The following is a 26,966-nucleotide window of genomic DNA, read 5'->3' as shown; positions in this document are numbered from 1 at the left end:
CGGAGGGGGGTGGGGGGTAAAATGAAAGCCGATGGGTGAAGTTGGGAAGCCCGCAGGCCTGGGCCTGGACCCCTGGGACGACCCCGAGGGGCGGAGGGCCCTGGTGAGGGAGGCCCTGGAGCGGGGGGACCGGGGGGTCTTGTTGGCGGGCCTGGAGGCCTTCGTGAAGAGGCGGGGGCGGAAGGGGGATTATGCGGACCGGGCCCTGGTGGAGGCCTTCCTCTTCTACCTCCAGCGGGAGGGGAGGCGGTGGCCCAGGCTGGAGCCGGGGGACCTGAAGGCCTTCCTCCGGGAGCTCCTCACCAAGGGCAACCCCCTTGCCCCCTCCCCCAGGCCCTACCAGGAGCGGAGCCTCATCCGGGTGGTGGCCGCCCTCCGCCTCTTCGCCCGCTTCCTGGACTGGGCCGGGGTGGGCTGGCCCCAGGCCCTGGAGTGGCCCGACCGCCCCGGGGAGCCCACCCGCACCGACCTCGCCCTCCCTGAGGAGGACTACGAGCGGCTCCTAGAGGCCATCCCCACCTTCCCCGTGGCCCACCACCGCCCCTTCCTCCAGGCCTTCATCCCCTTTATAGGGGAGACGGGGCTGGACTACCGGGAGGCCATGGACCTCTGGCGGCGGGACTACCGGGGGGAGAGCCTCCTCGTCCGGGGCCGGCGGGCCCGGGAGGTCCCCCTCTCCCCCGAGGCCCGGGAGGCCTTGGAGGAATGGCTCCCCTTGCGGGACTACCTGGCCAGCCTCCACCCCATCCCCTACCCCCACCTCTTCCTCCGCACCTCCGAGGGGCCGGAGCGGGGCAAGCCCTGGAGCCTGGGGGCCCTGGTCCCCCTGGTGCGCTCCCTCTTCAAGCACGCGGGGCTGGACCACGTGGAGAACAAGGCCCTCGCCCTCCGCTACCGGGCGGTGCGGAGGCTCCTCCAAAGGGGCTACCCCAAGGAGAAGGTGGCCTACTTCGTGGGCATCAAGCGGGTGGCCCAGGGGTGGGAGTAGGGGGAGGGGTCCTGAGGGATGGCCCGGGGTCGTGGGCCCACCGCCGGGGGGACTTGGTCTAGCTGCGCTGGGGTCCGGCCTTGCCGTGGCTCTGGACGAACAGAAGGAGAAGGGCCTTGAGGGATTTCCAGAGGAGGAGGCTTGGCAGTTGGGCCAGAATGGCCGAGAGCAGGGACCGGACCATCCGCGTGCCACCCGCCATCGGACGAGAACCAGGAGGCCTCCTTCAAGTGGTCCTCCGAGCATAACTGTTCTCAAGGTGCATAAGTGCAAGTTTTGAGCTGGTAGACTTCCCCTGTGCGCTTCTTCGTGCCCAGGGATAAGCTGGTCGCCTATCTCCTCAACCCCCAACATCCCGAGGGGGGTAGCAAGGCCCGCTTCTTTATGGCCTTGGGTTTTTCCCCGCAGGCTCCGGAGGCGTTGGAGGCTGCCTTGCTCCAGCACGCCGAGGAGGCTCAGGAGGTGAGCCGACAGCCCGGCTACCTGGGCCAGGGGCTCGTCCTGGTCCTTAGGGGTTCCCTCCGTGGGCCCAGGCAGGAGGTCTTACTCCAGAGCGTCTGGTACCTTAAGGGAGAGGTGGCCCGTTTGGTGACGGCGTACCCGTGGAGGGGGCGATGATCCGAGAGCACGACCTGGTGGTCCTCAAGCGGGACAAAAGGGAATGGGGCCTCGAGGCGGGGGATGTGGGGACCGTGGTCCTGGTCTACCCCAAGGGCGGCTACATGGTGGAGTTCGTGGACCATGAGGGGAACACCCTGGCCCTCCTGGACCTCGCCGAGGAGGAGGTGGAGCCCTTGAGGGGCCCCGCCCTCCTACGGGCCAAGACCGCCTGAGGGCCCTCCCTTTAGCCCTAGGAAACTCCTGGTCCCCGGCTGGAGCGCCGGGTTCGCCCTTTTGCGCCTGCGCGCTCGAGCCCCAGCGAACGCCCCAGCGCGCTCGGCGGATTCCTGCGGCGGCGCTCCCCGGCCTGGGCCGAATCCGCGCTCGCGGAGCCTGTGGCTCTGGAAGTCTGTAATACCTTTGTGTGCTACCTCATAGCTCCACCCCCCTTGTGAGGAACTCCTTGGGGTGTACCGGGAGCGGATGAAGATGGAGGAAGCCTTTCAGGACCTGAAGCGCCGGTTGGGGATGGTCCACCTGATGCGCAAGACGCAGGAGAGCGCCGATAAGACGCTGCGGCTTTTGGCGTTGGCCTATGCGTTGGGGAGGGTGATTGGGGAGGTCATGCGGGGGAGGTGGCAACGGGAAAAAGGGGGGGTCGGGTGGCGTAAGGGGCGGGACTATTCTGGCCTTTTCCTCCGCTTTGGGGCCCCTACCCCAAATGAACCTCTTGAAGGCGCCTGGCCGCTTTCCCCTGGCCCAATGGCGGGCGGCCTTGGGCGAAGCCTTGCAAACCTGGCGGTGCCGCTTGCTGCCGCCTCAGCTTGTCGGAACATGAGGGGGAAGCTCAGCAGCCACCAGCATTGACAAGCCTGTTAGGATCATTATAGCATGGTGAGGCCGGGTACGACCTGATCACTGCCCGAGCAAAGTCCCAGCGCCGTACCCGCCGGGCACCCCCCCACCCCGGAGCGCTGGCATGAAGCAGAGAACGGAGGGCGCACGATAGCACACAAGCCTCGGAAGAGGACGTGTTCCAGAAGGACGAATACGTCACCGACCGAGTTCGTAACAGCCACTGGTCCATGGAGACCGCTGCATGAGGAATGAGGCCGACACAAGAGCAACCCTTATTGATCCTAAGCTAAAAGATGCGGGCTGGAACGATGCGCAGGTCAGGCGGGAGTACTACTATCAGCGAGACCATCAGTACACGCAGGGCCGGGTAATCCTGGTTGGCGACCGCGTTCGGAGGGGCGACTCCCGCAAGGTGGATTACCTGCTTCGACTCTCCGATGCCTTTCCGATCGCCGTCGTGGAGGCCAAGGCTGAGTCGGAGCCCGCGGAGGCGGGACTCGAGCAGACCAAGCGTTACGCCAGGGATCTGGGCCTCGCCTTCGCCTATGCCACCAACGGACATCGAATCATCGAATTCGATTTCTTCACCAATTCAAGCCGGGAGATCGAGCGGTTCCCAAGCCCTAAGGAATTGTGGGACCGATGGCTGCAGAACGCGGGGCTAATGGATACACCCCGCGTCGCTGAGACCCCCGCCGTATACGGCACAGCGGAGAGGGAAAATCCACTGCTACATCCCTACTGTCCCGAGAGCAAATGTGGAAAGAAGCTCTTTTATTTCCAAGAGGTCGCCATCCGCGAAGTCGTCAAACGTCTCATGTTGGGGCGCAAGCGAGTCCTCCTCACCATGGCTACGGGCACAGGCAAGACCTTTGTGGCCTTCCAAGTCGTGTGGAAGCTCGTCAAGTCCGGCTGGCTGCAGCGTCGTCACCCAGAGCGCCCGGGTCGCATCCTCTTCCTAGCGGACCGTGTAGTGCTCCGCGACCAGGCCTACAACACCTTCGCCCCTTTCGCCGACGGCACTAGCGAGCCCCGCTTCAAGATCGAGGGCCACCCGCCGAACCTGACCCGGGATCTCTACTTTGGCATCTACCAAACCCTCTGGAGCCCTGACGAGAAAGGGCAACGCCTCTTTGAGAAGTTTCCGCAGAACTTCTTCGACCTCGTCATCGTCGACGAGTGCCACCGGTCGGGTTTTGGTACCTGGCGCGAGATCCTCGATCACTTCGGATCCGCGATCCACCTCGGCATGACCGCTACGCCCAGACAGGATGAGAATGTGGATACCTATGCCTACTTCTGTGCTGAAGAACCTGAGGTTCCCATTGACGCAGGTAATCCAAAGCGGGGCACTTGGAGGCCACCAGCGTACCAATACAGCTTGGGGCAGGGGATCGAGGACGGCTTCCTGGCCACCTATAAAGTGCATCGGGTGCGAACGACTGTGGATGTAAGTGGCTTGCATCTTCAGGAAGCCATAGAACAGGGAGCGGAAGTCTTTATCCCTGAAGAGGTGGAACCGCGCGAGGTCTACACAACACCCCAGTTCGAAAGAGAGATCACCCTTCCTGACCGGACCCGCGCCATGGTCAAGCACCTTGCTGGACTTCTGCGGCGATTTGGGAAGATGGAAAAGACCATGGTCTTCTGCGTAGACATGGAGCATGCGCGGTTGGTGGCCCGCCTCCTCCAGGATGAGTTCGGTCCGGAGACAGGCCTTTCCAACTACGCTGTGCCCATTGTCTCAGAGGAAGGTGAGGAAGGTCGCAGGGCCTTGGAGGCATTTGCGGATTCTAGCAAGCCAGCGCCGGTCGTCGCCACCACCGCCGAGCTGCTCTCCACCGGCGTAGATGTGCCCGCATGCCGGAACATCGTATTCATGAAGACCCTCTCTTCGCCGATCCTCTTCAAGCAGATCATTGGACGGGGCAGCCGGATAGACCCGGCTACGGATAAGTACTGGTTCCGTATCATTGACTACACGGGCGCCACCCGCCTCTTTGATGAATGGGATCGTCCTCCTCTGGCGCCACCAGAGCCGCCTCAGGGCCCACAGACTGCCGTCTTAGAAGGAGTAGTGTTTCATGCCGACACAAACGAGCCCATCGTCGGTGCACGAGTAAGCGTTCGAACCGGACCCAACAGCCAGCGAGGCCCAATCCTGACTGACGAGAAAGGCCATTTCCGTTTTGACCAACTTCCCGCTGGCAAACTCCAGCTCATAGTGAGCGCCACGGGCTTTGTGAGCCGCACTATCGGCGTGGAAACGGTGGCAGACCAGACGATTCTGGAAGCCATAGGCCTCAAGCCTGCGAGGGAAAAGGGCGGAAAGATTCGGGTGGAAGGGCTCGAGGTGAGCATTGCCGATGAGGCGATATTTCTGATCGAGTCTACGGGTGAGCAGCTCACGCTCGAGCAATACTACGACTACACCAAACGCTGCATCCTACAGGCTGCCGACAGCCGTACAGCCCTGCGGGAGATCTGGGTAGATAGCAGTCGCCGCCGGGCTTTCCTACAGGAGCTGCGCGATTCTGGCATCCATCCCGAGGTGCTTGCAGAAGTGCTTGGACAACCGGAGGCGGACGCTTTTGACCTGCTCAGCCACCTCGCTTTCGGCAGTCCCGTTCATACCCGCAGTGAGCGGGCTGCCGCGTTCCGAAACCGTGACCAAGCCTTCATTGCCGCTTACAAGGAAGATGCTCGCAAGGTCATCCTGGAGCTTCTCGACAAATACCGAATCGGCGGCATTGAGCAGCTGGAGCCGGAGATCTTCAGTGTCTCACCTTTCCGAGAGTGGGGCGGTGCCGCAAAAATTAGCGGGTGGTTCGGCGGTGAAGAGTCACTCGGTCAGTCTCTGAGGGAAATGCGAAGACGACTCTACGCTGAGTGAGGTAATACCATGAACGGACCGCAAACCCGAGAATCCCTTGCCAACGAAATCTGGCGAGCCTGCGATATCCTCCGCCGCGACAACAACTGCGGTGGCATCATGGAGTACATCGAGCACTTGGCTTGGCTCCTATTCCTCCGCTTCCTGGATGCCCAAGAGGACGAATGGGAAATGCAGGCGAAACTCGCCAGACGCGAGTATACCCCCATCCTGGATCGTGAGTTCCGGTGGAAAGCTTGGGCTACTCAGGATTGGCCCGCTGACCGCTTGCTGAAGTTCGTCCATGACCGCCTCATCCCCTACTTGCGAAGCCTTAGCGGTGACCCGCTGCGCGAGACTATCCGCAGCGTCTTTGCGGACCGAAATGTCATCGTGTGTGCCTCCGGCTACAACCTAAAGGAAGTGCTGCAGATTCTGAATGGAATCGACTTCCATAGCCAGGATGATATTTTCACCGTTTCTCAGGTGTACGAAGAGCTTCTTCGCCGGCTGGGTAGTGAGAATCGCATGGCGGGCGAGTTCTACACGCCACGGCCGGTGGTGCGCTTCGTAGTGGAGCTGGTCAACCCCAAGATCGGTGAAACCGTCTACGATCCCGCCTGCGGCTCCTGTGGCTTCCTCGTCGAAGCGTACCTACACATGAAGCGCAAAGAACGCACCATCGAAGACCACCGGACGCTTCAGGAGCGCACCTTCTTCGGACAAGAGAAAAAGCCTATCCCGTCCCTTTTAGGCCTAATGAACATGGTTCTCCACGGTATCACCGCCCCGCAGATCCGTCGCCGAAACACCCTGGAGGAAAACATTCGCCAGGTCTCAGAGGGCTTCGACGTGGTACTCACCAATCCCCCCTTCGGCGGCAAAGAAGGTCACCACATCCAGGCCAACTTTCCGGTGCCGTCCTCAGCCACCGAGCTCCTCTTCCTCCAGCACATCATGAAAAAGCTCAAGCTCAAGGAAGGCGCCCGCTGCGGAATGGTCGTGCCCGAAGGAACCCTCTTCCGCGGGGGAGCATTTGCCGAAGTCAAGCGGGACCTCTTAGAGCAATTCAATCTCCATACCATCGTTAGCCTTCCCCCTGGTACCTTCGCACCCTACTCCGATGTCAAGACCGCACTTCTCTTCTTTGAGCGGCCCGGCCCCACAAAGGAGATCTGGTATTACGAACTGCCTCTGCCCGAGGGTTTGAAAAAGTTCAGCAAGGGAAGCCCCATTCAAGACGAACACTTTGAGGAGGCGCGCCGGCTTTGGAAAGCATGGGACGCTTACCGCAAACGTCAGGGTCGTCAGGGTCCGTGCGAGGCCTGCCTCTCCGAGCGCTCCTGGATCGTTCCCGTGGAGGAGATCAAGCAGCGGGGCTACGACCTCACCGCCCGCAATCCGAACCGCAGGGAAGCCAACACCTTCCCGCTGCCGATGGAGATTGTTGCTCAGCTGATGGAGAAGGAGCGGGGGATACTGAGCATCGTAGAGGAACTATACGAGTTACTGGGGAACAACACCACAGGGAGGGATAGCGATGCGCTTTAATCCCGAAAGACACCATCGCCGGTCCATTCGGCTTAAGGGTTACGATTATAGCCAGCCCGGCGCCTACTTTGTGATCATTTGCACGCAGGACCGAGCATGCCAATTTGGTGATGTGGTGGATGGGGAAATGCGATTAAATGATGCTGGGCGCCTGGTGGTAGCCGAATGGGAAAGAATACCGGAACGGTTTCCTCACATAGCATTGGACGCATTCATTGGTTATGCCCAACTACATCCACGGCATCCTTGTCATAACCCAACACGTAGGGGCAGGCCTCGTGCCTGCCCCTGCTGGGGCAACCACAAGGGTTGCCCCTACGGTGGGACATGTGGTCGGCGCGTTCAAATCCCGCGTCACGGTGGAATACATTCGAAGGGTCAAAACATCCGGATGGCCACCCTACCGAGGGCGATTGTGGCAACGCAATTATTACGAACACATTATCCGGGATGAAGAATCTTTGAGCCGCATCCGCGAATACATCTCCACGAACCCCCTGCGCTGGCACCTGGATAGAGAAAACCCGTTCCGGGTAGGAGAGGATGACCTGTGGAACAATCTCTTCATCAAGGAGGTTGCCGATGACGGAGGGACCATACAAGCTTCCCGAAGGCTGGCGCTGGGTGAGATTGGGGGAGGTGGCGAAGATATTCAGCGGTTCGCCAGCGCCGCAAGGGAGGGAATATTTTGAACAAGGCAAATTTCCCTTCGTTCGTGTCCAAGACTTAGGACGGCACGGGATAACGACAGATCTTAAGGAAACTGCGGATAGAGTTAACGAAAGAGCGGTAGAAGAATTGCCACTTGTTAAAGCCCCAAAGGGGGCCATTCTCTTTCCAAAAAGCGGTGCCGCCATCTTAACCAATTCTCGTGCAGTTTTGGGAGTAGATGCCTACATCGTTTCTCATTTGGCTGCCGTATCCCCCGATCCCGGTGTCGATTCACTTTGGATCTTTTACTGGCTACGCACAATTGATATGTCCGAATATGTTGACAATCCTGCATATCCATCCCTTCGCCTAAGCAAAATCAAGCAAATCGCTCTCCCCCTCCCACCCCTTGAAGAGCAGCGCCGCATCGTGGCGCGGATTGAGGAGCTGATGGGCCGGGTGCGGGAGGCACGCCGCCTGCGACAAGAAGCCCAAAGGGATGCCGAGCGCCTCTGGCAGTCCGTCCTCGCCCACACTTTCCCCCGCCCCGGCTCAGCACTTCCCGAAGGCTGGCGCTGGGTGAGATTGGGGGAGGTGGCGAAGATATTCAGCGGTTCGCCAGCGCCGCAAGGGAGGGAATATTTTGAACAAGGCAAATTTCCCTTCGTTCGTGTCCAAGACTTAGGACGGCACGGGATAACGACAGATCTTAAGGAAACTGCGGATAGAGTTAACGAAAGAGCGGTAGAAGAATTGCCACTTGTTAAAGCCCCAAAGGGGGCCATTCTCTTTCCAAAAAGCGGTGCCGCCATCTTAACCAATTCTCGTGCAGTTTTGGGAGTAGATGCCTACATCGTTTCTCATTTGGCTGCCGTATCCCCCGATCCCGGTGTCGATTCACTTTGGATCTTTTACTGGCTACGCACAATTGATATGTCCGAATATGTTGACAATCCTGCATATCCATCCCTTCGCCTAAGCAAAATCAAGCAAATCGCTCTCCCCCTCCCACCCCTTGAAGAGCAGCGCCGCATCGTGGCGCGGATTGAGGCAGTGTGGGGAAAACTCCACGCCCTAAAAGAAGCCCAGGCTGAGACTGATCAGGAGCTTGGCTGTCTGGAGCAGGCGATTTTGGACAAGGCCTTTCGAGGGGAATTGTAATACCTTCACCCAAGTTGCCACCTACCCAGGGAACTGAAAAAATAGTGGCCGCTATGCTGTCACAAACCATAGCGGCCTTTTGCATTATAGACGATGCCCTTGAGGCCCTGGGTTACAAGGACGACCCCCAAGCCAAAACCCCCGCGTCCGCCATCCTCACCCTGGCCGTTCTTGCTGCCATGGAACTGGGCGGTAAGCACAACAAGGCCCTGGCCCTTGCCAAAGACCTCCGCCTCTTCTCCCACGTCCCCTCCCCAAGCCGCTTCAACCGCAGGCTCCACGCCCTCTATCCCCTCCTCTTGCCCCTCCTTCACCTCCTGGCCCAGGTCTGGAAGAACCTCCACCAGGCCCAGGCCTATGCCTTGGATACCTTCCCCCTCCCCGCCTGCGAGAACATCCGCGCCCCCCGCTCCCGGCTCTTCCCAGAAAGGGTCTACCGCGGCTTCGTCCCCAGCAAGCGGGTCTACTTCCACGGTCTTAAGCTCCACCTCTTGGTGGACGACAGGAAGTTCATCCACGAGGTGAACCTGACTCCTGGCAGCCTTCACGACCTGACTTCCTCCCTGCTCCTTCCCCTGGACCTCTCCGAGGGGGCGGAGCTCTACTTGGACCGGGGGTACGAGAGTCACCTATACGAGGACTTGCTTCGTGAGGCGCAGGGGGTCGTTCCCATGGTCATCCGCAGGGGGAAGGGCCGGCGGTATGTGCCTTGGCTGCAGTACCTGGCCATCGTGGGGCGGAGGGTGGTGGAAACGGTGGGGGGTATGCTCCACGCCATGTTTCCCCGGCGCATCCACGCGGTAACCCGGGAGGGCTTTGTCATCAAGGTCCGCTTTGGGGCCCCTACCCCAAATGAACCTCTCCTTTGTTCTGGCTCACAATCTGAAGCTCCTTACTCAGGAAATGGCTTAGGTGGCAACTTGGGTTACCTTCGTGTGCTACTTGACCCCGACCCCTGGGATGTGAAAAAAGAGGGGGTGCCAAGGTCGTGTCAAGAGTTTTGTGTAAGGGTCTGTGTACGGGGGGCATACCGCTCCTGAAGCATCTTCTCCAGCGTCTCCCTCGCCTCAAGGTAGCTCCGCTGACCCGAGAACCCCTTGAGCCGCAAGATGTTCGCTTCGCGAAGCAGCCGCTCCGCCCACCTCCCCTCTTGCCTTTCCGACTCCAAGTAAAGAAGCTTGTACACCGCCGCCTCGTTGGGAAACTTGTGGGCAAGATAGGCCTTCGGCCTGACCCCGCACCTTCGTTCCCCGCCGCACCTCCCGGATAAACCGCTCCATCAGATTGGTGCTCCGCAAGTACGGCCATCCCCAGGCCGCCCTCACCTCTTCAAGGGCCCGCAGGGCCTCTCCCCGACCCTCCGCCCCGTACGCCCGCCTCAGGTCCTCGGCCAACAGGGCCCGGTCCCGCGCCCGCACCTGGGACAGGCTCCATCGCAACCCGTGCACCACGCACCGCTGCCACTCCGCCTGTGGGTAGACCCTCTGGATGGCCTCGGGAAGCCCGGGTAGCCCGTCGGTGACGAAGAGCAGGACTCGCCGCGAGCCCCGCTGCCAGAGCTCCCCCAAGACCCCCTCCCACCCTAAGGCGCTCTCCGCCGGCAACAGCCAGAACCCCAGGACCCGCCTCTCCCCACCAGGGGCGATCCCCAAAGCCACGTACACGGTTTCCCGTACGATCCCCTCTCCGTCCCTAAGGACCTTGAGGGAAAGCCCGTCCAGGTAGACGAAGGCCATCTCCTCGGGCAAAAGCCGCCTGCGGAAAGCTTCCACCGCTCCCAAGACCTCGTCGGTCAAGGCGCTCAAGGTCCCGTGGGAGTAGCGGTGGCCCAAGAGCAGGCGCATCCCCTCGGCTGCTTTACGCTGGCCCACCCTGGCGGCGTACAGGGCCACGGCCACTGGAACGTAGCCTTCGGCTGACCTCCCACATCCACGGGGCGGCGGGCGTAGGGCTTCAGAAAAGCCGGGTAATACGGACCTTCCCGGTCCCTAGGGACCTTCAGGTCCACCTGGCCGAAGGCGGTCTCCAGCTTGCGGGGGTCGTAGCCGTTCCTGCGCCCCCCGTGGGCCTGGAGGAACGCCGTCCGGTCCAACTCCAGGACTGTTTGTAGGACTTCGGCTACCGTTTCCCGCACCGCTTCCCTCAGCAAGCTCCGCAAGGTATCCCGGTCCATGGGGCACCTCCTCCTTCCAAGGTGTGCCCCCCTATTAAACACGGACCCTTACACAGAATTCCTTACACGACCGGGATCCCGGGGCCTTCCCCGCAAACCTATGCACCGGGCTCCCAGTTTTCCGCCTTCTGGACGGCTTTTCTTGCGCGAAGGGAACCTTCGCGAAGACCGAACCCCGGTGGTCACCAGAGTCCCTAGGCCCTCCCCAGGAGGTGACGCTAGGGGAGGCCTCCCCGTGTTATGCTCGTGTTGTATGCGCCTAACCGTCCACCTCCCAGACGACCTGGCCCGCCTCCTCAAGCAGGCCGCCCTGAACGAGGGGAAGTCCATGAGCGCCCTCACCGCCGAGGCCCTGGCCCTCTACCTCCAGGAGAGGCGCAGGCGGGCCCTGGGCCTGAAGGTGCTGGAGCGGGCGGGAAAGGCCCGGGTGGACCCGGGGGCCCTCGAGGCCCTGGAGGAGGGCCGGCGTGAGCTTGACCGCCCTTGACACGGGCTTCTTCGTGCGCCTTCTCCAAGGGGAAGGGAGGGCCGTGGACCGGTGGCGGGCCCTGGTGGAGGGGGAAGGGGAGGGGGTGGTGTCGGGCCTCTCCCTGGTGGAGCTCCTCCGCCTCTCCCTGAGGGGCGCCATTGGGCGGGTGGTTCATTTGGGGGAAGGGGGCCCCAAAGAGGACGCCGGGCTTCTCCTTGACGCCATCCCTGCCGTGTGCCGGGTGGTATGGCCAGACTGGGCCATCGGGGAGAGGGCGGCCCGCCTCTCCCACGGCCTGGCCCTGCCCCTGGTGGACGCCCTCGTGCTGGCCACCGCCCTGGAGGCGGGGTCGGAGGAGCTTTGGACCACGGACGTCCACCTGACGGCCTACGAGGGGCGGATGCGGGTGGTCCGGCTCTAGCCCTACACCACCTCCCACCTCCGCTTGGGGTCCAGGAACAGGGTGTTCCCTCGCCACACCACCGCCTCCCGGTCCGCCAGGAGGTCCAGCCGAGGGCCCCGATGCAGGCCTTCTCTGGAGATCACGGCGGGCCAAGGGGACCAACGAGGGTCTTGGCGAGAGGGAGGCGGCGCTCTCCTTGGAAGAGGGGTAAGGAAGGCCATAGCGGTGATACCACCCCATGCTGGCTTGCGCCAGCATGGGGGCCCCGGCAGAAGGTTCCCAGCAGGCTTTTCTGAGCTGGCAGAGCGAAGGATACAGCAAGAAAGGGTACGACACTTCCTCGTATAGGGGCATCTTGGTGATATAGGACACCTTACGTTCCAGGCCCAATACCTTACCCACCTAGGGGCCAAGGGTCGGATCGTCCTGCCCGCGGAGGTCCGCAAGGTCCTCGGCCTGAAAGAGGGGGACCGGCTCCTCCTCCGGGTGCGGGAAGACGGTGCCATTGAGCTCCTTAGCGCCCGCGAAGTGGCCCGCCGGGCCAAGGGCATGTTCGCCCACGTGGCCCCGGGCCAGAGCCTGGCGGACGAGCTCCTTACCGAACGCCGTGAGGAGGCTGGACAGGAGGGGGAATGAAGGCGGTCGGCCCTCCTTAACGAGCCGGGAGCCGAACGGGTGGCCGAAGCTTTGCGAGGAAGGAGCCTACCTAAGCACGGTTAACCTGGCCGAGGTCCTCTCCAAGCTGGCTGACTGGAGGGAAGATCCTGCCGAAGCCCAGGCCCGAATGGGGCGGGCGGGGCTCTTGAATGCCGCGGTGGAGGTTCTTCCCTTTACCGAAGAGGACGCTCTGGAGGTGGCCAGACTCAGGGCCTTAACCCGGGCCCACGGCCTTGCCCTTGGTGACCGGGCCTGCCTGGCCCTTGCCCGGCGCTTAGGGCTTCCTGCCCTCGCTGCAGATCGGACCTGGGCCGAGCTTGGCTTGGACATCCCGGTGGTGGTCATCCGCCCCTGAGGGCGGGAGAAGGCGGGCCGGGCCGCCTCGTGGCCTAGGTCAGCTCCCCTTGCTGGGTCCACGACCTCCGGTTTTCGGCTAGGAATGGGGTGCACCCAGAGATAACCTTGCTTTTTGTGCATGACCATGCCAAAATCACAAGGGTGATACCCCGGCGCATCCAACCCGTCCTGGAAGCCCGCTTGGATCAGGTCCCCGTGGTGGTGCTCACCGGTCCCCGGCAGGCGGGAAAGACCACCCTGGCCCTGGAGGTGGCCCAGAGGAGGGAGGCCCTCTACCTAGACCTGGAGTCGGAACGGGACCGGGCCAAGCTGGCCGCGGCCGAGCTCTACCTGGAGGCCTACCTAGACCGCCTCGTGGTCCTGGACGAGGTCCACCGCATGCCCGAGCTTTTCCCCCTGCTCCGAAGCCTGGTGGACCGGGCGCGAAGGGGAGGGCGTAGGGCCGGCCTCTACCTTCTCCTCGGTTCCCTTGCCCCGGAGGTGAGCCGCCAGGCGGGGGAGAGTCTGGCGGGGCGGGCGACCTACCTGGAGCTCGCACCCTTGGACCTCCTGGAGGTGGGCAAGGAGGCGGAGAAACGGCTTTGGCTCCGGGGAGGCTTCCCCGAGAGCTTTCTCGCCCCGGGAGACGGGGCGAGCTACCGCTGGCGCCTGGACTTCCTCCGGTCCTACGTGGAGCGGGAGATCCCCCTTCTGGGGGGGCGTCTTCCCGGTGAGGTCCTCCGCCGGTTCCTCACCATGCTGGCCCACCTTCAAGGGGAGCTCCTAAACACCTCCGGGCTGGCGAGGAACCTTGGGTTGGACGGCAGGACCGTGAACCGTTACCTGGACTTCCTGGTGGACCTCTACCTCCTGAGGCGTCTTCCCCCCCTGGAGGCCAACGTGGGCAAACGCCTGGTGAAGAGCCCCAAGCTCTACCTGAGGGACAGCGGCCTGGTCCACGCCCTCCTGGGGATTCAGGACCTCGAGGGCCTCCTTTCCCACCCCGTGGTGGGGAGGAGCTACGAGGGGTTCGTGCTGGAAAACCTCCTCCGGGTCCTCCCCGAGGGGGCCCAGGCCTTCTTCTACCGTACCCGGGCGGGGGCGGAGGTGGACCTGGTCCTCCTCTTCCCCAGCGGAGGGGTCTGGGCCGTGGAGGTCAAGCGAAGCCTGGACCCCAGGCCCTCCCGGGGCTTCCACGAGGCCCTGAAGGACCTCAGGCCCCAGATGGCCTTCGTGGTTTACCCGGGAGCGGAGGCCTTCCCCCTCGGAGAAGGGGTTCTGGCCGCACCCCTTTGTGAGGTGATGGGGCGACTCTGGGCGGGCTGAGCCCCGAAGACCCCCAGGGCGGAGCCCAGGAGGCCTGTGGCGAGGCCCAGGTTGAAGGCGGCCTGCGCTTCCACGAGGCCTATCCTAGCGGAGAAAGGAGCCCGCAGGCTCCTTTCTTTTACCCCCCTCTTTTCCTCCAGGGGCCGGGGGAAGCCCCTGGGGGTTTGTGTCCCTATTCTACCTCAAGGGAGGACGGAGACCCCCTAAGCTAGGGGCATGTGGCAAGCGATCCTGGAGGAGATGGACGAACCCCTCGAGGTGGTCATGGAGGTCTTGGGGATCCCCCTTCGGGACAAGGACCTGGGGGAGCGGGCGGCGAGGGCCCTCGAGGCCCGGCTGGCCGAGCCAAACCTCCCCCTAGAGGACCTAATAGGGGACCTCCCGGGGGAGGTCAGGGGGAGGGTGGAGGCCCTGGCGGAGCTCCTCCTCTACCTGGGAGCAGAAGGGGCCTTCAGGAGGTGGATGGATGCCTACTACCGCGCCAAGCGCTGGGCCATGGGGGTTGAAGAAGAGCCTTAAGGAGCGGGAAACCCCGGCCTGGGCGGGGTTCAAGGGAAGGGAGGAAGGAGTGCTATAAAAGGAGCCTTCGTTTCCTACCTGGGAAAGGAGAGGTCTTCGCCCCCTTCGGAGGGCTGACTGAGAGGGTTCATAAGAAATCCCCCTGATCCATTCCCTCAGCTCTCCCAGCTACCAGTGGGACAGGGTATAGCTCCGAATCAGGTCCGGCTGGGTCTGCAGATAGGCACAGCGGGCCTCTACCCTCTCCCAAGAAGCCCAGGCGCCTCATCCAGCTCCAGGCCCGCCTCGGGTCCACGAGACGGCCCAGCCTCTGGGAGCCACCCCGCGGCGTTGCGGAGGGTCCATATCCCGTTACGGGGATGGGGTTCCAGAAGAGCCTCGCGGGAAGTTATCCGAAGGAGGTGATGGGCCACCTACTCCGCGGTCTCCATCTGAACCCGAAGGAAGGGGCCTTACAAAGTCCGAGCGTGAGCAGTCAGGTGCGTGCGGGCGTAGACCCGCCCTCTCCTGGGGGGCGGGTTCCCCTTAAGACCGCCACCACCCGGAGCCAGATCCGCCCCCCCGCATCCCGGCCCGTGAGCAAGTAGACCCGCTCCGCCTCCAGGTGGCGGGCAAGGACCGCCTTCAGGTCCTCCGCCAAACCCCCCAGGGTCTCTGTAGGCCAGGAGTCCCCCAAGCCCTCCAGGTAAACCTCCACCTCCCCCAGCACCCCTCAGCCTCCCCGGAGGTTCTCCAGCCGCCAGATGCCCTTGGCCCTCCCCCCTTCCAGATCCACCACCACCGCGCCCACCTCCAAAGGCCCCTGGGCCCAGGCGAGCCTCCCCCCTCTAGGCGGCAATCTCCGCCTCAGGGCAGCCACCAGAAAACCGGGCTCGTACCCCTGCATCCCCCCAGAGGGCCCCACCATGCCCACGTCGGACACGTAGGCCGTGCCCCGGGGAAGGATGCGGAGGTCCTGGGTGGGCACGTGGGTGTGGGTGCCTAGGACCGCGGCCACCCGGCCATCCAGGGCGAAGGCCAGGCCCAGCTTCTCAAAAACGCTCTCCGAGTGGAAGTCCACCAGGATGGGTATCCCCGCCTCCAGGCAGGGAACGAGGCCCTCCAGGGCCCAGAGGGGATCGTCCGCCGGGGGCCAGGCGCTCCGCCCCGCCAGGTTCACCACCACCAGGGCCTGGCCCTCCCTCTCCAGGACCAGGTAGCCCCGCCCGGGGGCGTGAGGCCCCAGGTTTAGGGGGCGCAGGACCCGGGGGTGGTCCAGGAGCTCCTCCGCCCAAGGGGGGTCAAAGGAGTGGTTCCCCCCGGTGATGGCGTCCACCCCGCAGGCGAGGAGGCGGTCCACGGTCTCCGGGTGCATCCCCGCCTTGCCCAAGGCGGGGTCGGTGAGGTCGGCGTTCTCCCCGTTGACCACCACAAAGTCCGCCCCCAGCTCCCGCCGGAGCCGGGGCAGGTTTCCCTCCAGGTAACGGATGGCCGCCTCCCCCACCAGGTCGCCAAAGAAGACGATCCTCATGCGCGCACCCCTCCCTCCATGAAGGTTTCCAGGACCGTACGGCGAAAAAGGAGGAAGAGGAGAAAGGCAGGAAGCGTGGCCAAGACGGAGGCCGCCATCAGGGGCCCCCAGGCGCTTCCCCCTTCCCCGCCGGCGAAGCGCTGCACCGCCACGGTGAGCACGTACATCTCGGGGCGGTTGGCCACCAGCCCCGGCCAGACGAACTGGTTCCAGGCGCCGATGAGGGCGATGAGGAAGAGGGCCACCAGGGTGGGTAGGCTGGCGGGAGCCAGGACCCGGAAGAGGAGGGCGAGGCCGTCGGCCCCATCCACCAGGGCGGCCTCGAGGACCTCCCGGGGAAAGTGGCGGAAGTGCTGCCTCAGGAGGAAGACCCCATACCCCGCGGTGAGCATGGGCAGGATGAGGCCGGGAAAGGTGTTCAGGAGGCCCAGCTGGGCCACCAGGAGGTAGCTGGGCAGGTAGGTGACCACGAAGGGGACCATGAGGCTCACCAGGAAGAGGGCGAAGAGGGCCTCCTGGAGGGGGAAGCGGTAGCGCACGAAGGCGTAGGCGGCGAGGAGGCTCAAGAGGAGGTGGCCCAGGCTCACCCCCAGGGCGAAGACCAGGGTGTTCCAGACATAGAGGCCGAAGGGGAGCTTCCCTAGGACGTACCGATAGTGCTCCAGGGTAAACCCGGCGAAGGGCCAGGGGGAGGCGAAGATACGCTCGGGGGGCGCCAGGCTTAGGCCCACCTGGTACAGGAAGGGGGCCAGGTTGAGGAGGGCCGCCACCCCCAGGAAGGCCCAAAGCCAGGCGCTACGCCGCTTCATACCCATCCCTCCGGGAGAGGAGCCTGTACTGCCACACCACGAACACCGCAAACATCCCCACCAGGAGGACGGCTTGGGCGGCGGCTACCCCCGCCCGGAAGAAGCGGAAGCCCTCCTGGTAGGCGCCGTACATCAGGTTGGACGTGGTCCCGAAAGGCCCTCCCTGGGTCATGACCTCAACGGGGATGAAGGCGTAGTCCAGGGCGCTGGTCACGGCGGAAAGGAAGAGGAAGGTTAGGGTAGGGGCAAGGAGGGGGAGGAGGACGTACCGGCCCAGGGGCCACCCCTCGGCCCCGTCCACCCGGGCCGCCTCCACCACCCCGCGGGGCAGGGCCCGGATCCCCGCCAGGGCCACCAGGTAGTGGAAGCCCAGGTACTTCCAGTTGGCCACCAGGGCTACGGCGGGAAGGGCCCATGCGGGGTCGCCCAGGAAGTTGGGAACCCCCCCACCCAGGCCCCGGAGGAGTTGGGCCAGGGGTCCCACGGCAGGGAGGTAAAGGTAGAGCCACACCAGGCTGGCCACGGAGGCTGCGGCCACGGTGGGCAGGAAGAAAAGGGTCTGGAAGAGGTCCTGCCACCTCGGGGGAAGGGCCAGGGTAGCCAGGGCCAGGAGGAGGGGCAGGGCAAAATTCCCCACCAGGGCCAAGGCCACATAGAGAAGGGTCTGTCCGAGGAGGCGGTGGAAGCCGGGATCGGCCAGGAGGCCCGAGTAGTTGGCCAGGCCCACGAACCGCCTCTCCGGGCTCACCAGGTTCCACTCGTGGAGGCTGAGCCAGGCGTTGTAGAGGAGGGGCCAGTAGACGAAGAGGAGCAGAAAGGAGAGTGCGGGCACCAGGTAGGGGTAGGGGCCCGCCTCCAGGCCGGACCGCCTACCCCTTACCCAAAACCCTCCCCTCACGGGCTGCACCGCTCGCCCCCGATGAGCCGGTTGATCTCCTGGCTGGCCTCCCTCAAGGCGGCCTCGGGGCTGGCCTGGCCGGCCAGGGCCTTCTGCACGGCCCGGAAGAGGGCCTGGCTGGCGGCGAGGCCGTTCTTCCCAGGGAAGCCGGTCCAGGGAGCGGTGAAGGGGAGCTGGTCCAGGGCCACCTTCTGGATGGGGTTCTGCTGGATGAAGTCCTTAAGGTAACGGGGATCCTGGGCCAGCTCGGGAAGGAGGGGAACGTAGCCCGTACCCTTGGTCCAGAGGGTGAAGCCCTCGGGGGAGGTCAGGTACTGGATGAACTTCCAAGCCGCCTCCTGCCGCCTAGGATCTTTGCTAAAGACCATCAGAACGTTCCCGCCCCCGGGAAGGCCAGGCTTCTTGCCCCCAAAGGTGGGAAAGCGGGCTCCCCTCAGCTCGAAACGCCCCCTGGTCTGGGCCTCGAGGCCGGCCCTCCGGGCGATGGTGGTCATGAAGGCGGCGGTCTCCCCGGCGAGGAAGGTCTGCTCCCCCTGCTGCAGGAGGGCGCCCAGGGCCAGGCCCCGCCGCACCATGTCCGCCCACATGGCCAGGGCCTCCACCGCCTCGGGGCTGTCCAGGGGCGCCCGGTAGTACCCGCCCTCACAGGCTAGGAGGCGCCCACCGTTGGAACGGATCAGGGCCTCAATGGCCCAGTTGTCGTCCAGAAGGATGAGGTAGAAGCCGTACTTGCCGGTCCTGGCCTTGATGGTCTCCGCCGCCCGGCGCCACCCCTCCCAGGTGGCCGGGGGGCGGTCCGGGTCCAGGCCCGCCCGGCGGAAGAGATCGGCGTTGTAATAGGTGAGGATGTTGGAGAGGGAGTAGGGGACACCCACCATCCGCCCACCCACCATGCCCAGCTCCCGGATGTTGGGGGGGTAGCGCCGGAGCCAGCGGCCTCCCGAGTAGCGGCGGTCCAGCTCCTCGGCGGGGACGAAGGGAAAGTTCTCCACCACGTACTGGGTATAGAGGTACCCTATCTGGGCCACGTCGGGCGGGTTTCCGGCCGCCAGGGCCGCCTGGAGGTTTTGGAGGAGCCCCGTGTAGGCGTTGGCGTGGAAGCGCTCCTCCACCTTGATGCCGGGGTTCTGGCTCTCAAACCGGCGGATGAGCTCCCGGAGGGCGGGAAGGCCAAAGGTCTCGGTGTTGATGTGCCAGTACTGGAGGGTGATGGGCTGGGCTAGGCTTAGGGCCAGGAAGGGAACTAGGAAGGAGAGCGTGCGCATGGGCACCTCCTGGCTCCCCAGTTTGAAGCCCCCGTGTCAGAGGGGTGTCAGCGGAGGAGGGTGAGAAGCCCCGGTATTTTGACACTCCCCTGACACCCCCGCCTTAAACTTAGAAGGCGATGAGAGGCATGCGATCCCTCGCTGGGTTGGTGTTGGCCCTCGGCCTTGGCCTGGCCCAAGGGAGCCTTACCCTCTACACCTCCGAGATCCTGGGGGATGTGAACGCTCTGGTGGAAGCCTTCCGCAGGGAGAACCCCGGGGTGGAGGTTAAGGTCTTCCGCTCCGGCACGGGGGAGGTGGTGGCCAAACTCCGGGCGGAGTTGGAGGCAGGCAACCCCCAGCCCGACCTCATCTGGTTCGCCAACCCTGACTACTTTCGGGAACTCTCAGGCAAGGGCCTCCTCCGCCGCATACCCCCTACGGTTCCCGGCTACCCCGTGCAGTACGCCTACGAGGGGGGACGTTATTACGAGGTCCGCCTTCTCTACAACGTCATCGCCGTGAACACCCAAAGGCTTAAGGAGGAGAGGCCCAGGCTGTGGCGGGACCTGGCCCGCCCGGCCTACCGGGGCCTCCTGGCCATGCCCGACCCCAACTTCTCCGGGGCCGCCCTCATCACCCTGGGCACCCTGTCCGGGCGCCTGGGCTTCGGCTACTTTGAGGCCCTGAAGGCCAACGGCCTGGCCGTGGAGCAGTCCAACCCCGTGCTCCAGCAGAAGCTGGCCCGGGGCGAATACGCCTTGGCCATCACCACCGATTTCGGGGTGCGGCAGGAGGCGGCCAAGGGGGCCCCCCTGGCCACCCTTTACCCCCAGGACGGGGCCATCCTGGTCCCCACACCCATTGGGGTCACCTCCTGGAGCCGGAACCCTGCCCTGGCGGAGCGCTTCCTCCGGTTCCTCCTCTCCCCCACTGCCCAGGCCATCCTGGCCGAACGGGGGTACTACCCGGTGATGCCCGGGGCCCCTAGGCCCAAGGGGGCCCCCGAGCAGGTGGCAGCCCTCCCGGGCACACCGGCGGATGAGGGAACCCTGCGCCGCTTCAACGAGCTCTTCGGCCTCCGCCGATGAGACCGCCTAGGCCCCTGGGGCTTTTGGTCCTGCTGGCGCTGGCTGGGGTCCTGGCCCTACCCCTTTGGGCCCTAGGGGTCCGGGCTATCCCCCACCTGGCGGAAGCGGGAGAGGCGTGGGATGTGGCCCTAAATAGCCTCTTCCTCTCGGCCCTGGGGGCCCTCCTGGCCTTGGGGCTGGGCCTCGCCCTGGGCTGGATGGCCCTCCTCGGGGGCGTGGGCAGGCTCCTCGAAGGCCTCCTCCTCCTGGGCTACTTCATTCCCCCCTTCGTCACGGGCATGGGTGTGCTCTTCTCCCTGGAGCTCCTTGGCCTCAGGCTCCCCGGGGCCCCGGCCATTCTCCTGGCCTGGACCCTCCACTACACCCCCTTGGCCTACGCCCTCCTCCGACCCGCCCTGGGCCACCTCCTCCCCCTGCTCCGGGCGGCCCAGGTCCACGGGGTTCTGGGGGGAGGGCGGGTCCGGGTCCTCCTCCCCCCTTTGCTCCCCGCCCTTCTAGCGGTGGGTGGGGCTTTGTACCTAGCCCTCCTGGGCAACTTCGGGGTTCCGGCGGTCCTGGGACTCCCCGACCGGGTCTACGTCCTCCCCACCCTAGCCTACGCCCGCCTCACCAGCCCGGTAAGCCCGGACCCCCTGGGGGAGGCCTCGGCCTTGGGCCTCCTCCTGGGCCTCCTGGCCCTCCCCGCCCTCCTCCTTCACCGCCCACCCCAGGCGGAGGCCACGGGGGAAGGCTTTCCCACCCCCCGTCCCCTCTTCCGCCTCCTCTTTGGGACCTACGCCCTACTGGCCCTCCTCCTTTCCGGGGTGGGGCTCCTGAAGGAAGCCCTCTTCAACCCCTACACGGGAGCCCTAAAGCCCGCCTTTCCGGAGGCCCTGACCATGCCCCTGGTCCGGCAAGGCCTCCTCCACTCCTTCCTCTTGGCCATGGCCGCTTCCCTGGCAACCCTGCTCCTGGCCCTCCTCCTCAGGCCCTTTCCGGGGGCCTTCCGCGCCCTCAGGGGCCTCTTTGACCTCTACTACCTCCTCCCGGGAACCCTCCTGGGCCTGGGGCTCATCCTCCTCCTGGCCCCCACTCCCCTCTACGCCACGGTCTGGATCCTTCTTTTGGCCTACCTCCTTAACTTCGCCAGCCTGGCCTTCCGGGCCCTGGAGGCGGGGACCCGGGTGGAGGCCCAGGTGGCCGCGGCCCGGGTGCACGGCCTTAGGCCCTTCAGGGCCTGGTTCCGGGTGGGCTTCCCCCTCCTCCGGCCCCAGGCCCTGGGGGGCTTCCTGGTGATCTTCCCCTTGGCCCTCTCCGAGATCACCCTCTCCGCCCTCCTCTACGCCCCCGGGGCGGAGACCGTGGGTGTGGCCGTCCTGGGGGCGCTAAACGGCGGGCTCTACCGCGAGGCTGCCGCCATCGGCCTCCTCTTGGCCCTGGTGGGCACCCTGCCCCTTTGGGCGAGGAGGAGCCCATGGTGAGCCTCCAGGGCCTGGTGAAGGCGTTCGCCCCCGGCCAAGGGGTCTTCGGGGTGGACCTGGAGGTGGCGGAGGGGGAGGTGCTGGCCCTCCTAGGCCCCTCAGGGAGCGGGAAGAGCACCCTCCTCAACCTGGTGGCGGGCCTCCTCCTTCCCGACCGGGGCCGGATTCTGCTGGGGGGCCGGGAGGTGACCCGGATGCCGCCAGAGCGCAGGGCGGTAGCCTACGTGTTCCAGGACCTGGGCCTCTGGCCCCACCTCACGGCCCTGGAACACCTCCTCCTGGTCATGCCGAAGCCGGATCCCCAGGAGGCCCTGGCCCTCCTGGAGCGGGTAGGGCTCGGGGGCCTCGAGGGGCGCAGGCCCCAGGAACTCTCCGGAGGCCAGCGGCAGCGGGTGGCCCTGGCCCGGGCCCTGGCCCGTAGGCCCCAGGTGATCCTCCTGGACGAACCCTACAGCGCCTTGGACCCGGTCCTCCGGGAGAGGCTCAGGCTCGAGGTCCGCGCCCTCCTCAAGGAGGCGGGCGTCACCGCCATCCACGTGACCCACGACCCCGAGGAGGCCATGCTCCTGGGGGACCGGGTGGGGGTGATGTCCGAGGGGAGGCTCCTGGAGGTGGATACCCCCCAGAGGCTCTACCGGGAGCCAAGGACCCTGGCCGCCTTCCTGGCCTTTGGCCGGGCCAACCTCCTCCCGGAGGACGGCCACCTCCTGGCCTTCCGCTACGAGGAGGTGGCCCCGGGAGGCCCCCTGGAGGCCCTGGTCCTGGAGCGGCGGGAGGTCCGGGGAGAGGTCCTCTGCCGGGTGCGCCTGCCCCAGGGGGAGGCCTGGGTCCGCCTCGAGGCCAGCCCTGGGGAGAGGGTCCACCTAGGGCTGGCCCAGGCACGGCGCTTCCCCAATGGGGAGCTCCCTTAGGCCCCGTGGGGACCCCTGGCCGAATCCTCCAGCTTGGGGCGCCGCCTCGATGGGCAGGGTGGGCGTGCGAATTTGGATAGAGCCGTGGTAGGCCATCCCGCTCGCCTTATGCGGGTACGTCCTCCCCGACAGGGTCTATCCTCCCTTTCCCCTAAGGGTGGGCCCGCCAGTTGAGGCCACACTTTGGAGCCCGAGGCTCGGGCTCATCACGTTCCTTTAATAAAGTAATTCCAGGAAGGATTTAAACCTCCGTTGGGGCGTGCGTTGGGGCTCCATCCCAGGTTTTCAGGAAAGGACCAAGCCGCCCCGAGGGGCTTCGGGGCGGCGTAGAGCCATCGCCTAATTCCGGCAGAAGGGGGCTAGGGCTTGGTCCACGCGGGCCTGGGCCTCGCGGACCGCCGTCCGAACGTCCCTCCGGCCCAGAACCACGGCCTGCTCCGCCTCCGCGATGATGTCCTTGACCTGCTGCAGGTTGTAGACCGGAAGCTCGGCCTTGGCGTAGGCAAGCTGCTCCCGGGCGGTGAGGGCCTGAGGCCACTGCTTCAGGTATTCCTGCATGAGGGGCAGGCTCCAGCTGGACTGGCGGGCGGCCACGTAGCCCGAGTCCAAGCTCCAGCGGGCCTGGAGTTCAGGGCTGACCATGAACTTGATGAAGCGCAAGGTGGCCTCCCGTTTGGCCGGGTCGGCGCCTTTGAACAGGTAGAAGTTGGCCCCGCCGGTGGGCGTCCCATACCGCACCTTCTTGGGCAAAAAGGCGGTCCCGAAGGGAAAACGGGCGTTGGTTCGGATGAAGCCCAAGGAGCCCGTGGAGTGGTAGATCATGGCCACCCTGCCCGCAGCGAAGTCCCCAGGGGTGGTCCCCCAGGCGATCGCCCCCTCCGGGCTCACCCCATGCTGTGCAGCCAAATCCCGCTTGAACTGCATGCTCTGGCGAACCGCCTCGGTGTTCACCAGCACCTTACACCCCTCGCCCTGTGGGTCGTAGAGCAGGCCGCCCGCCTGGATGACGAGGCCCTCCAACAACCAAGTGGAGCGATTCTCGGTGGGAATGGCTACCCCATAGCGCACCACCCGGCCCCGGGCATCCCGCTTGGTGAGCTTTTTGGCATACTCCACCAACTCATCCCAGGAGGCAGGGGGCTTCTCAGGGTCTAGGCCCGCCTCCCTGAAGGCCTCCTTGTTGTAGTACAGGATGGGGGTGGAGCGTTGGAAGGGGAGGCTGTAAACCTTGCCCCCATGGGTGGAGTTCATCATGAAGGCGGGGAAGAAGTCTGCCACCGCCTGCTGAAGCTCCCGATCCTTGGCGATGTAAGGGTCAAAGGGTTCGATGGCATCCAGGGAAAGGAGCGTGAAAAGCTGCTGGGAGAGGAGAATGGCGGTGTCTGGAGGGGTACCCCCCCTGATGGCAGCCAACACCTTGGCCTGGTTTTCCTCGTAGTTTCCACCGAATACCGTCTTGACCTCGATGTCGGGGTTTCTCCTGGTGAACTCAGCCACGTAGGACTCTATGAACCGCGCGAGCGGCCCAGCCACCCCCACCGGGTAGTAGAAGGTGATGGTGGTCTTCTGGGCCAAGGCCGGACCTAAGACTAGGATCGCCGCCGACAACCACTTCTGCCATCCTTTCCGCATAACCACCTCCCTATCCTTTCAGCCCACTTCGGGCAAAGGACTCCACGAAAGCCCTCTGGAAAAGGGCGAAGGCCAGCAACATGGGAGCCCCTACGAGGATGGCCCCCGCTGCGATCAGCCCCCACTCCATGCCGCTTTCGGCGGAGCGGGTGAAGCTGGCGAATCCCAGGGAGAGCACCCGCTTCTCCGGGCTTTGCACCACCACAAGGGGCCAGAGAAACTCGTTCCAGTGGTAGACCAGGCTCACCAGGCTGAAGGCCGCCAGGTGGGGCCGGACCAGGGGCAATAGCACCCGCGCCATAACCTGCCAGGGGGTGGCCCCATCCATCACGGCCGCTTCGATGAGTTCCCGGGGAATCTGCCGGAACCCCTGTCGCAGGAGGAAAGCTCCGGTGGCCGAGGCTACGTAGGGCAGGGCGAGTCCCGTCAAGGTATCGGTGAGCCCTAGGGCTTTGAGGGTAAGGAAGTTGGGCAGAATGAGGGCGGAAGCGGGGAGGAAAAGCTGCAGGAGGATTGCGTGGAAAGTCCAGTTCTGGGCCGCCCCTGAAAGCTGGGCCAGGGCGAAACCCGCGGTGGTCACGGTGAAAAGCTGCACCAGGAGAAGGCCGAAGACAAAAAGGGTGGTATTGAGGTACAGCCGAGGGAAGTCTGCGGAGCTCCAAGCAAGCCTCAGGTTCTCCAGGGTAAAGGGCCCCACCTCCCCTCGGTTGAGATTCGCGGTGGGGGTGAAGGCGGCCAAGAAGGTGAAGCCAGCCAAGGCTAGAAAGGGGAGGGCCACGAAAAGGGCGGGGGCCTCTCGCAGGAACCGCCCCAACGCCCGCAGGCCAGGCCGTCCCACCCTCGCCAGGTGACGGGACACTCTAAACGTCATAGTGCACGCCCCTTTCCAGGCGAGGCAGGGCCACGAGGGCCAGGAGGGTGAGCAACGTGAGAAGGGCGAGGCTGAGGGCCGCGGCTGAAGGGAAGTCAAAGTACTCAAACCCCAGGGTGTAGACCCTATAGAGCAGGTGGTCCGTGGCCCCCACAGGCCCACCTTTGGTGAGGACAAAGATGTGGTCCACATTGCGCAGGGCTCCTAGGGCGGCCATAACCCCCACGAAGAAGGTGATTGGGGATAAAAGCGGCCAGGTCACGTGGAAAAAGGTGGTGGCCGGCCCCGCGCCGTCTACACGGGCAGCGTCCAAAACCTCTTTGGGGAGGTTCTGCAGGCCCGCCAGGTAGAAGAGCATGTAGATCCCCATGTCCTTGAGCACCCCCACCGCGACCACCGCCAGGAAGGCCCCCAGGGGATCGCCCAAGGGGTTCGGGAGCCCGAGGGTGTGCAGCAAGCCTTGCAAGGGACCCAAAGGGTTTAGGAGATACAAAAAGACGGCCGCGAAGGCCACCGTGGGGAGGACCACGGGGTGGAAGACCAGGGCCCGAAGGAACTGGCGAAAGCGGCTGTTCCCCTCTAGAGCCAGGGCGGACAAAAGCCCCAGCAACACGGAGAGGGGCACGGTGAGGAGGGTGTAGAGGAGAGTTACTCGCAGACTGTTCAGGTTTTCCCCGCTAAGGAGCTTGGGCAGAGCAGGGAAACCCTCTAGGGCTATCCGTAGGGCGGGGAGGTAGGCGAAGGCCAAGAGGAAGATGCCTGTGGGGAGGAGCCACGTCCATAGCGGCATACGGCTTACTTGTACAAGGCCCGTGTCAGGGCCTTGTCAAGCGAAGCCTGCAGGACTTTACCCAAAACTTCCCTCCTCCTCTTCCAAGGCCTCCTTGGTGACCTCGTAGTTGAGCAGGCGGACCAAGCCCCGCAAGAGCAGGTAGGGACCATCCCGCTCACTGGCTATCCCCAGCTTTCCCCCAAGCCGCAAAAGGAGGCCCTCCAAGACACCCCCAGACCGCCGCACCTCCCAAAGAAACACCGCCAGCCCCAGCAAAACAGCCACCACCTTGCGAATCCGGCTAAGCCCCCGCACCTGAAAGCTCTCAAGCCCCAACCCCGCCCTCAGAAGGCGGAAAAACTCCTCCACCCCCCACCGCCTCCGGTACATCTCCACCACCCGCAGCGCCTCCCTCTCCCCCCTCACCTCCAAGCTGGTCAAAAGCCACCACTCCCCCCGCCTCCCCAAAGCCGGTATCCAGCTCACCACCAGATGAAGCCTCCGCCCCTCCACCTCCCTCCATCCCAGCCCAAGCTCCACACCCCAGCACCTGCCCAAACACCTTCCGGTCGTCAAAACCCCGGTCCGCCACGTACACCAGCCGCCGCCCCCCCCCCAAGAACCCCCCGCGCCCCCGCAATGGCCCGCTCCACCTCCCGGGGCAGGCTGGCAAACCCCCGCTCCCCGTAGGCCACCAGGTGGGCGTACCCCACCAGCCGCCCCTGGACATCCATCCCCAGCGCGGTCAGGAGCTCATACCCGGTCTCCCGCTTCCTCCCCACCCGGGCTATCCCCTCCAGGGCCAGGACGCTCTCCCGGCACACCCTCTCCAGGAGGGCCTCGGCCCCCACCCGGGGGTTGGCCAGGAAGCGGTAGAGGGCTTCGGCCTGGTGGAAGGGGCGCTGGAGGTGGGAGGGCAGGGTAGCCACCATCTCGCTTACCCGGGCAGAGCCCGCAGCCAAGAGGCCTCGGCTCATCTCCTCCAAACGCCTGAAGAGCCGCTTATCGGGGGAAAAGGTCGGCGAACCGGGCCGTGAACTCGTGGAGCCTGCTCTCTGCAACCTTGAGCGCCTTCATGGCTCAACTTCGGCTCCGAAATCTACCACGCAGGCAGGATGTGGGTAAGGTCCTGAAGCCTGGAAACGGGACCCGCCCAGCCAGAGCCCCCGATATGGACCTTCTAGACAGATGTGGCGGAGTATGG

28 protein-coding genes and 3 pseudogenes are annotated in these 26,966 nt (G+C 64.8%); 17 read left to right on the top strand and 14 right to left on the bottom strand.

Features of this window, described 5'->3' with window-relative positions:
- Positions 1-31: 31 nt before the first annotated feature.
- Complete coding sequence (locus tag ATI37_RS00520) at positions 32-988, top strand: tyrosine-type recombinase/integrase (protein ID WP_117236639.1); 957 nt, start codon at positions 32-34, stop codon at positions 986-988.
- Positions 989-1,046: 58 nt separating this feature from the next.
- Here the strand turns inward: ATI37_RS00520 and ATI37_RS12345 are convergent, their stop codons facing one another.
- A complete protein-coding gene (locus ATI37_RS12345) occupies positions 1,047-1,172 on the bottom strand; it encodes a hypothetical protein (RefSeq protein WP_269801858.1) in 126 nt (41 codons plus the stop codon).
- A gap of 113 nt (positions 1,173-1,285) precedes the next feature.
- Here ATI37_RS12345 and ATI37_RS00515 point away from each other — a divergent pair, with 113 nt between their 5' ends.
- From ATI37_RS00515 to ATI37_RS00480, 7 genes and pseudogenes are all read left to right on the top strand, one after another.
- On the top strand, positions 1,286-1,606 hold the full coding sequence (locus ATI37_RS00515) for a DUF6883 domain-containing protein (RefSeq protein WP_117236638.1): 321 nt from the start codon (positions 1,286-1,288) through the stop codon (positions 1,604-1,606).
- Positions 1,603-1,821 (top strand): DUF4926 domain-containing protein, encoded by a 219-nt coding sequence (locus ATI37_RS00510; RefSeq protein ID WP_198665472.1) that lies wholly within the window; start codon positions 1,603-1,605, stop codon positions 1,819-1,821. The genes ATI37_RS00515 and ATI37_RS00510 overlap by 4 nt, the downstream gene beginning before the upstream one ends.
- Before the next feature lie 866 nt (positions 1,822-2,687).
- Positions 2,688-5,339, top strand: coding sequence for an EcoAI/FtnUII family type I restriction enzme subunit R (gene hsdR, locus ATI37_RS00500; RefSeq protein ID WP_117236636.1), 2,652 nt, complete (start codon positions 2,688-2,690; stop codon positions 5,337-5,339).
- A gap of 9 nt (positions 5,340-5,348) precedes the next feature.
- Positions 5,349-6,869: an N-6 DNA methylase gene (locus tag ATI37_RS00495; protein ID WP_117236635.1), complete on the top strand. Its 1,521-nt coding sequence runs from the start codon at positions 5,349-5,351 to the stop codon at positions 6,867-6,869.
- A 461-nt stretch (positions 6,870-7,330) separates the two neighbouring features.
- Positions 7,331-7,561: a hypothetical protein gene (locus ATI37_RS11630; RefSeq protein ID WP_198665471.1), complete on the top strand. Its 231-nt coding sequence runs from the start codon at positions 7,331-7,333 to the stop codon at positions 7,559-7,561.
- Positions 7,509-8,681 (top strand): restriction endonuclease subunit S, encoded by a 1,173-nt coding sequence (locus ATI37_RS00485; RefSeq protein WP_198665470.1) that lies wholly within the window; start codon positions 7,509-7,511, stop codon positions 8,679-8,681. The genes ATI37_RS11630 and ATI37_RS00485 overlap by 53 nt, the downstream gene beginning before the upstream one ends.
- A 53-nt stretch (positions 8,682-8,734) precedes the next feature.
- Positions 8,735-9,593 (top strand): annotated as a pseudogene (locus tag ATI37_RS00480) (transposase).
- 79 nt (positions 9,594-9,672) lie between these two features.
- Here the strand turns inward: ATI37_RS00480 and ATI37_RS00475 are convergent.
- Positions 9,673-10,896, bottom strand: a pseudogene (locus ATI37_RS00475) (IS256 family transposase).
- 211 nt (positions 10,897-11,107) lie between these two features.
- Between ATI37_RS00475 and ATI37_RS12340 the strand changes: the two are divergent.
- Both ATI37_RS12340 and ATI37_RS00465 read left to right on the top strand, forming a co-directional pair.
- Positions 11,108-11,341, top strand: coding sequence for a ribbon-helix-helix protein, CopG family (locus ATI37_RS12340; protein WP_117236633.1), 234 nt, complete (start codon positions 11,108-11,110; stop codon positions 11,339-11,341).
- The gene (locus ATI37_RS00465; RefSeq protein ID WP_232822396.1) at positions 11,322-11,744 is read left to right on the top strand and encodes a type II toxin-antitoxin system VapC family toxin; all 423 of its coding nucleotides are present in this window, start codon (positions 11,322-11,324) and stop codon (positions 11,742-11,744) included. Before ATI37_RS12340 ends, ATI37_RS00465 begins: the two co-directional genes overlap by 20 nt.
- 2 nt (positions 11,745-11,746) lie before the next feature.
- Here the strand turns inward: ATI37_RS00465 and ATI37_RS12335 are convergent, their stop codons facing one another.
- Entirely contained in the window at positions 11,747-11,869 is a 123-nt protein-coding gene (locus ATI37_RS12335) for a hypothetical protein (protein WP_269801857.1), read from the bottom strand.
- 220 nt (positions 11,870-12,089) lie between these two features.
- On the opposite strand from ATI37_RS12335, the gene ATI37_RS12330 reads away from it, so the two are divergent.
- The 4 genes from ATI37_RS12330 to ATI37_RS00445 all read left to right on the top strand — a co-directional run bounded on the left by ATI37_RS12330 (position 12,090) and on the right by ATI37_RS00445 (position 14,564).
- Positions 12,090-12,362: an AbrB/MazE/SpoVT family DNA-binding domain-containing protein gene (locus ATI37_RS12330; protein WP_117236632.1), complete on the top strand. Its 273-nt coding sequence runs from the start codon at positions 12,090-12,092 to the stop codon at positions 12,360-12,362.
- Positions 12,334-12,738 (top strand): type II toxin-antitoxin system VapC family toxin, encoded by a 405-nt coding sequence (locus tag ATI37_RS00455; RefSeq protein ID WP_232822394.1) that lies wholly within the window; start codon positions 12,334-12,336, stop codon positions 12,736-12,738. Before ATI37_RS12330 ends, ATI37_RS00455 begins: the two co-directional genes overlap by 29 nt.
- Before the next feature lie 143 nt (positions 12,739-12,881).
- Complete coding sequence (locus ATI37_RS00450) at positions 12,882-14,045, top strand: ATP-binding protein (RefSeq protein WP_198665469.1); 1,164 nt, start codon at positions 12,882-12,884, stop codon at positions 14,043-14,045.
- Between the two features lie 216 nt (positions 14,046-14,261).
- Complete coding sequence (locus ATI37_RS00445; RefSeq protein WP_117236630.1) at positions 14,262-14,564, top strand: hypothetical protein; 303 nt, start codon at positions 14,262-14,264, stop codon at positions 14,562-14,564.
- Positions 14,565-14,814: 250 nt separating this feature from the next.
- On the opposite strand, the pseudogene ATI37_RS12660 reads toward ATI37_RS00445, so the two are convergent.
- The 6 genes and pseudogenes from ATI37_RS12660 to ATI37_RS00420 all read right to left on the bottom strand — a co-directional run.
- Positions 14,815-14,947, bottom strand: a pseudogene (locus tag ATI37_RS12660) (transposase); the annotation flags it as partial.
- A 92-nt stretch (positions 14,948-15,039) separates the two neighbouring features.
- A complete protein-coding gene (locus ATI37_RS00440; RefSeq protein ID WP_157969064.1) occupies positions 15,040-15,261 on the bottom strand; it encodes a hypothetical protein in 222 nt (73 codons plus the stop codon).
- A gap of 15 nt (positions 15,262-15,276) precedes the next feature.
- A complete protein-coding gene (locus ATI37_RS00435) occupies positions 15,277-16,074 on the bottom strand; it encodes a TIGR00282 family metallophosphoesterase (RefSeq protein ID WP_117236628.1) in 798 nt (265 codons plus the stop codon).
- Positions 16,071-16,883, bottom strand: coding sequence for a carbohydrate ABC transporter permease (locus ATI37_RS00430; protein WP_117236627.1), 813 nt, complete (start codon positions 16,881-16,883; stop codon positions 16,071-16,073). Before ATI37_RS00430 ends, ATI37_RS00435 begins: the two co-directional genes overlap by 4 nt.
- Positions 16,870-17,790: a carbohydrate ABC transporter permease gene (locus ATI37_RS00425; RefSeq protein ID WP_232822393.1), complete on the bottom strand. Its 921-nt coding sequence runs from the start codon at positions 17,788-17,790 to the stop codon at positions 16,870-16,872. Before ATI37_RS00425 ends, ATI37_RS00430 begins: the two co-directional genes overlap by 14 nt.
- A complete protein-coding gene (locus ATI37_RS00420; RefSeq protein WP_117236626.1) occupies positions 17,778-19,046 on the bottom strand; it encodes an ABC transporter substrate-binding protein in 1,269 nt (422 codons plus the stop codon). Before ATI37_RS00420 ends, ATI37_RS00425 begins: the two co-directional genes overlap by 13 nt.
- 119 nt (positions 19,047-19,165) lie before the next feature.
- Here ATI37_RS00420 and ATI37_RS00415 point away from each other — a divergent pair, with 119 nt between their 5' ends.
- Genes ATI37_RS00415 through ATI37_RS00405 form a run of 3 tightly spaced genes read left to right on the top strand, consistent with a single transcriptional unit; the run spans position 19,166 to position 22,487 of the window.
- Positions 19,166-20,116, top strand: coding sequence for an ABC transporter substrate-binding protein (locus ATI37_RS00415; RefSeq protein ID WP_117236625.1), 951 nt, complete (start codon positions 19,166-19,168; stop codon positions 20,114-20,116).
- A 23-nt stretch (positions 20,117-20,139) separates the two neighbouring features.
- Positions 20,140-21,576, top strand: coding sequence for an ABC transporter permease family protein (locus tag ATI37_RS00410; protein ID WP_232822392.1), 1,437 nt, complete (start codon positions 20,140-20,142; stop codon positions 21,574-21,576).
- Positions 21,570-22,487: an ABC transporter ATP-binding protein gene (locus ATI37_RS00405; RefSeq protein WP_117236623.1), complete on the top strand. Its 918-nt coding sequence runs from the start codon at positions 21,570-21,572 to the stop codon at positions 22,485-22,487. The genes ATI37_RS00410 and ATI37_RS00405 overlap by 7 nt, the downstream gene beginning before the upstream one ends.
- 339 nt (positions 22,488-22,826) lie before the next feature.
- Here ATI37_RS00405 and ATI37_RS00400 read toward each other — a convergent pair whose 3' ends face one another.
- The 5 genes from ATI37_RS00400 to ATI37_RS11825 are packed head-to-tail and all read right to left on the bottom strand — an operon-like array spanning position 22,827 to position 26,739.
- A complete protein-coding gene (locus ATI37_RS00400; protein ID WP_117236622.1) occupies positions 22,827-24,119 on the bottom strand; it encodes an ABC transporter substrate-binding protein in 1,293 nt (430 codons plus the stop codon).
- Between the two features lie 10 nt (positions 24,120-24,129).
- Complete coding sequence (locus ATI37_RS00395; RefSeq protein ID WP_117236621.1) at positions 24,130-24,990, bottom strand: carbohydrate ABC transporter permease; 861 nt, start codon at positions 24,988-24,990, stop codon at positions 24,130-24,132.
- Positions 24,980-25,780 carry a carbohydrate ABC transporter permease gene (locus tag ATI37_RS00390; protein WP_117236620.1) on the bottom strand — a complete coding sequence of 267 codons (801 nt, stop codon included), beginning with the start codon at positions 25,778-25,780 and terminating at the stop codon, positions 24,980-24,982. The genes ATI37_RS00395 and ATI37_RS00390 overlap by 11 nt, the downstream gene beginning before the upstream one ends.
- 57 nt (positions 25,781-25,837) lie before the next feature.
- A complete protein-coding gene (locus ATI37_RS11830) occupies positions 25,838-26,302 on the bottom strand; it encodes a transposase (protein WP_232822391.1) in 465 nt (154 codons plus the stop codon).
- Positions 26,303-26,334: 32 nt separating this feature from the next.
- Positions 26,335-26,739, bottom strand: coding sequence for a hypothetical protein (locus ATI37_RS11825; RefSeq protein WP_232822390.1), 405 nt, complete (start codon positions 26,737-26,739; stop codon positions 26,335-26,337).
- Positions 26,740-26,966 lie beyond the last annotated feature (227 nt).

The sequence above is a fragment of the Thermus sediminis genome (genome assembly GCF_003426945.1).
Taxonomy (GTDB): domain Bacteria; phylum Deinococcota; class Deinococci; order Deinococcales; family Thermaceae; genus Thermus; species Thermus sediminis.
This window is presented reverse-complemented; position numbering and strand designations above follow the sequence as displayed.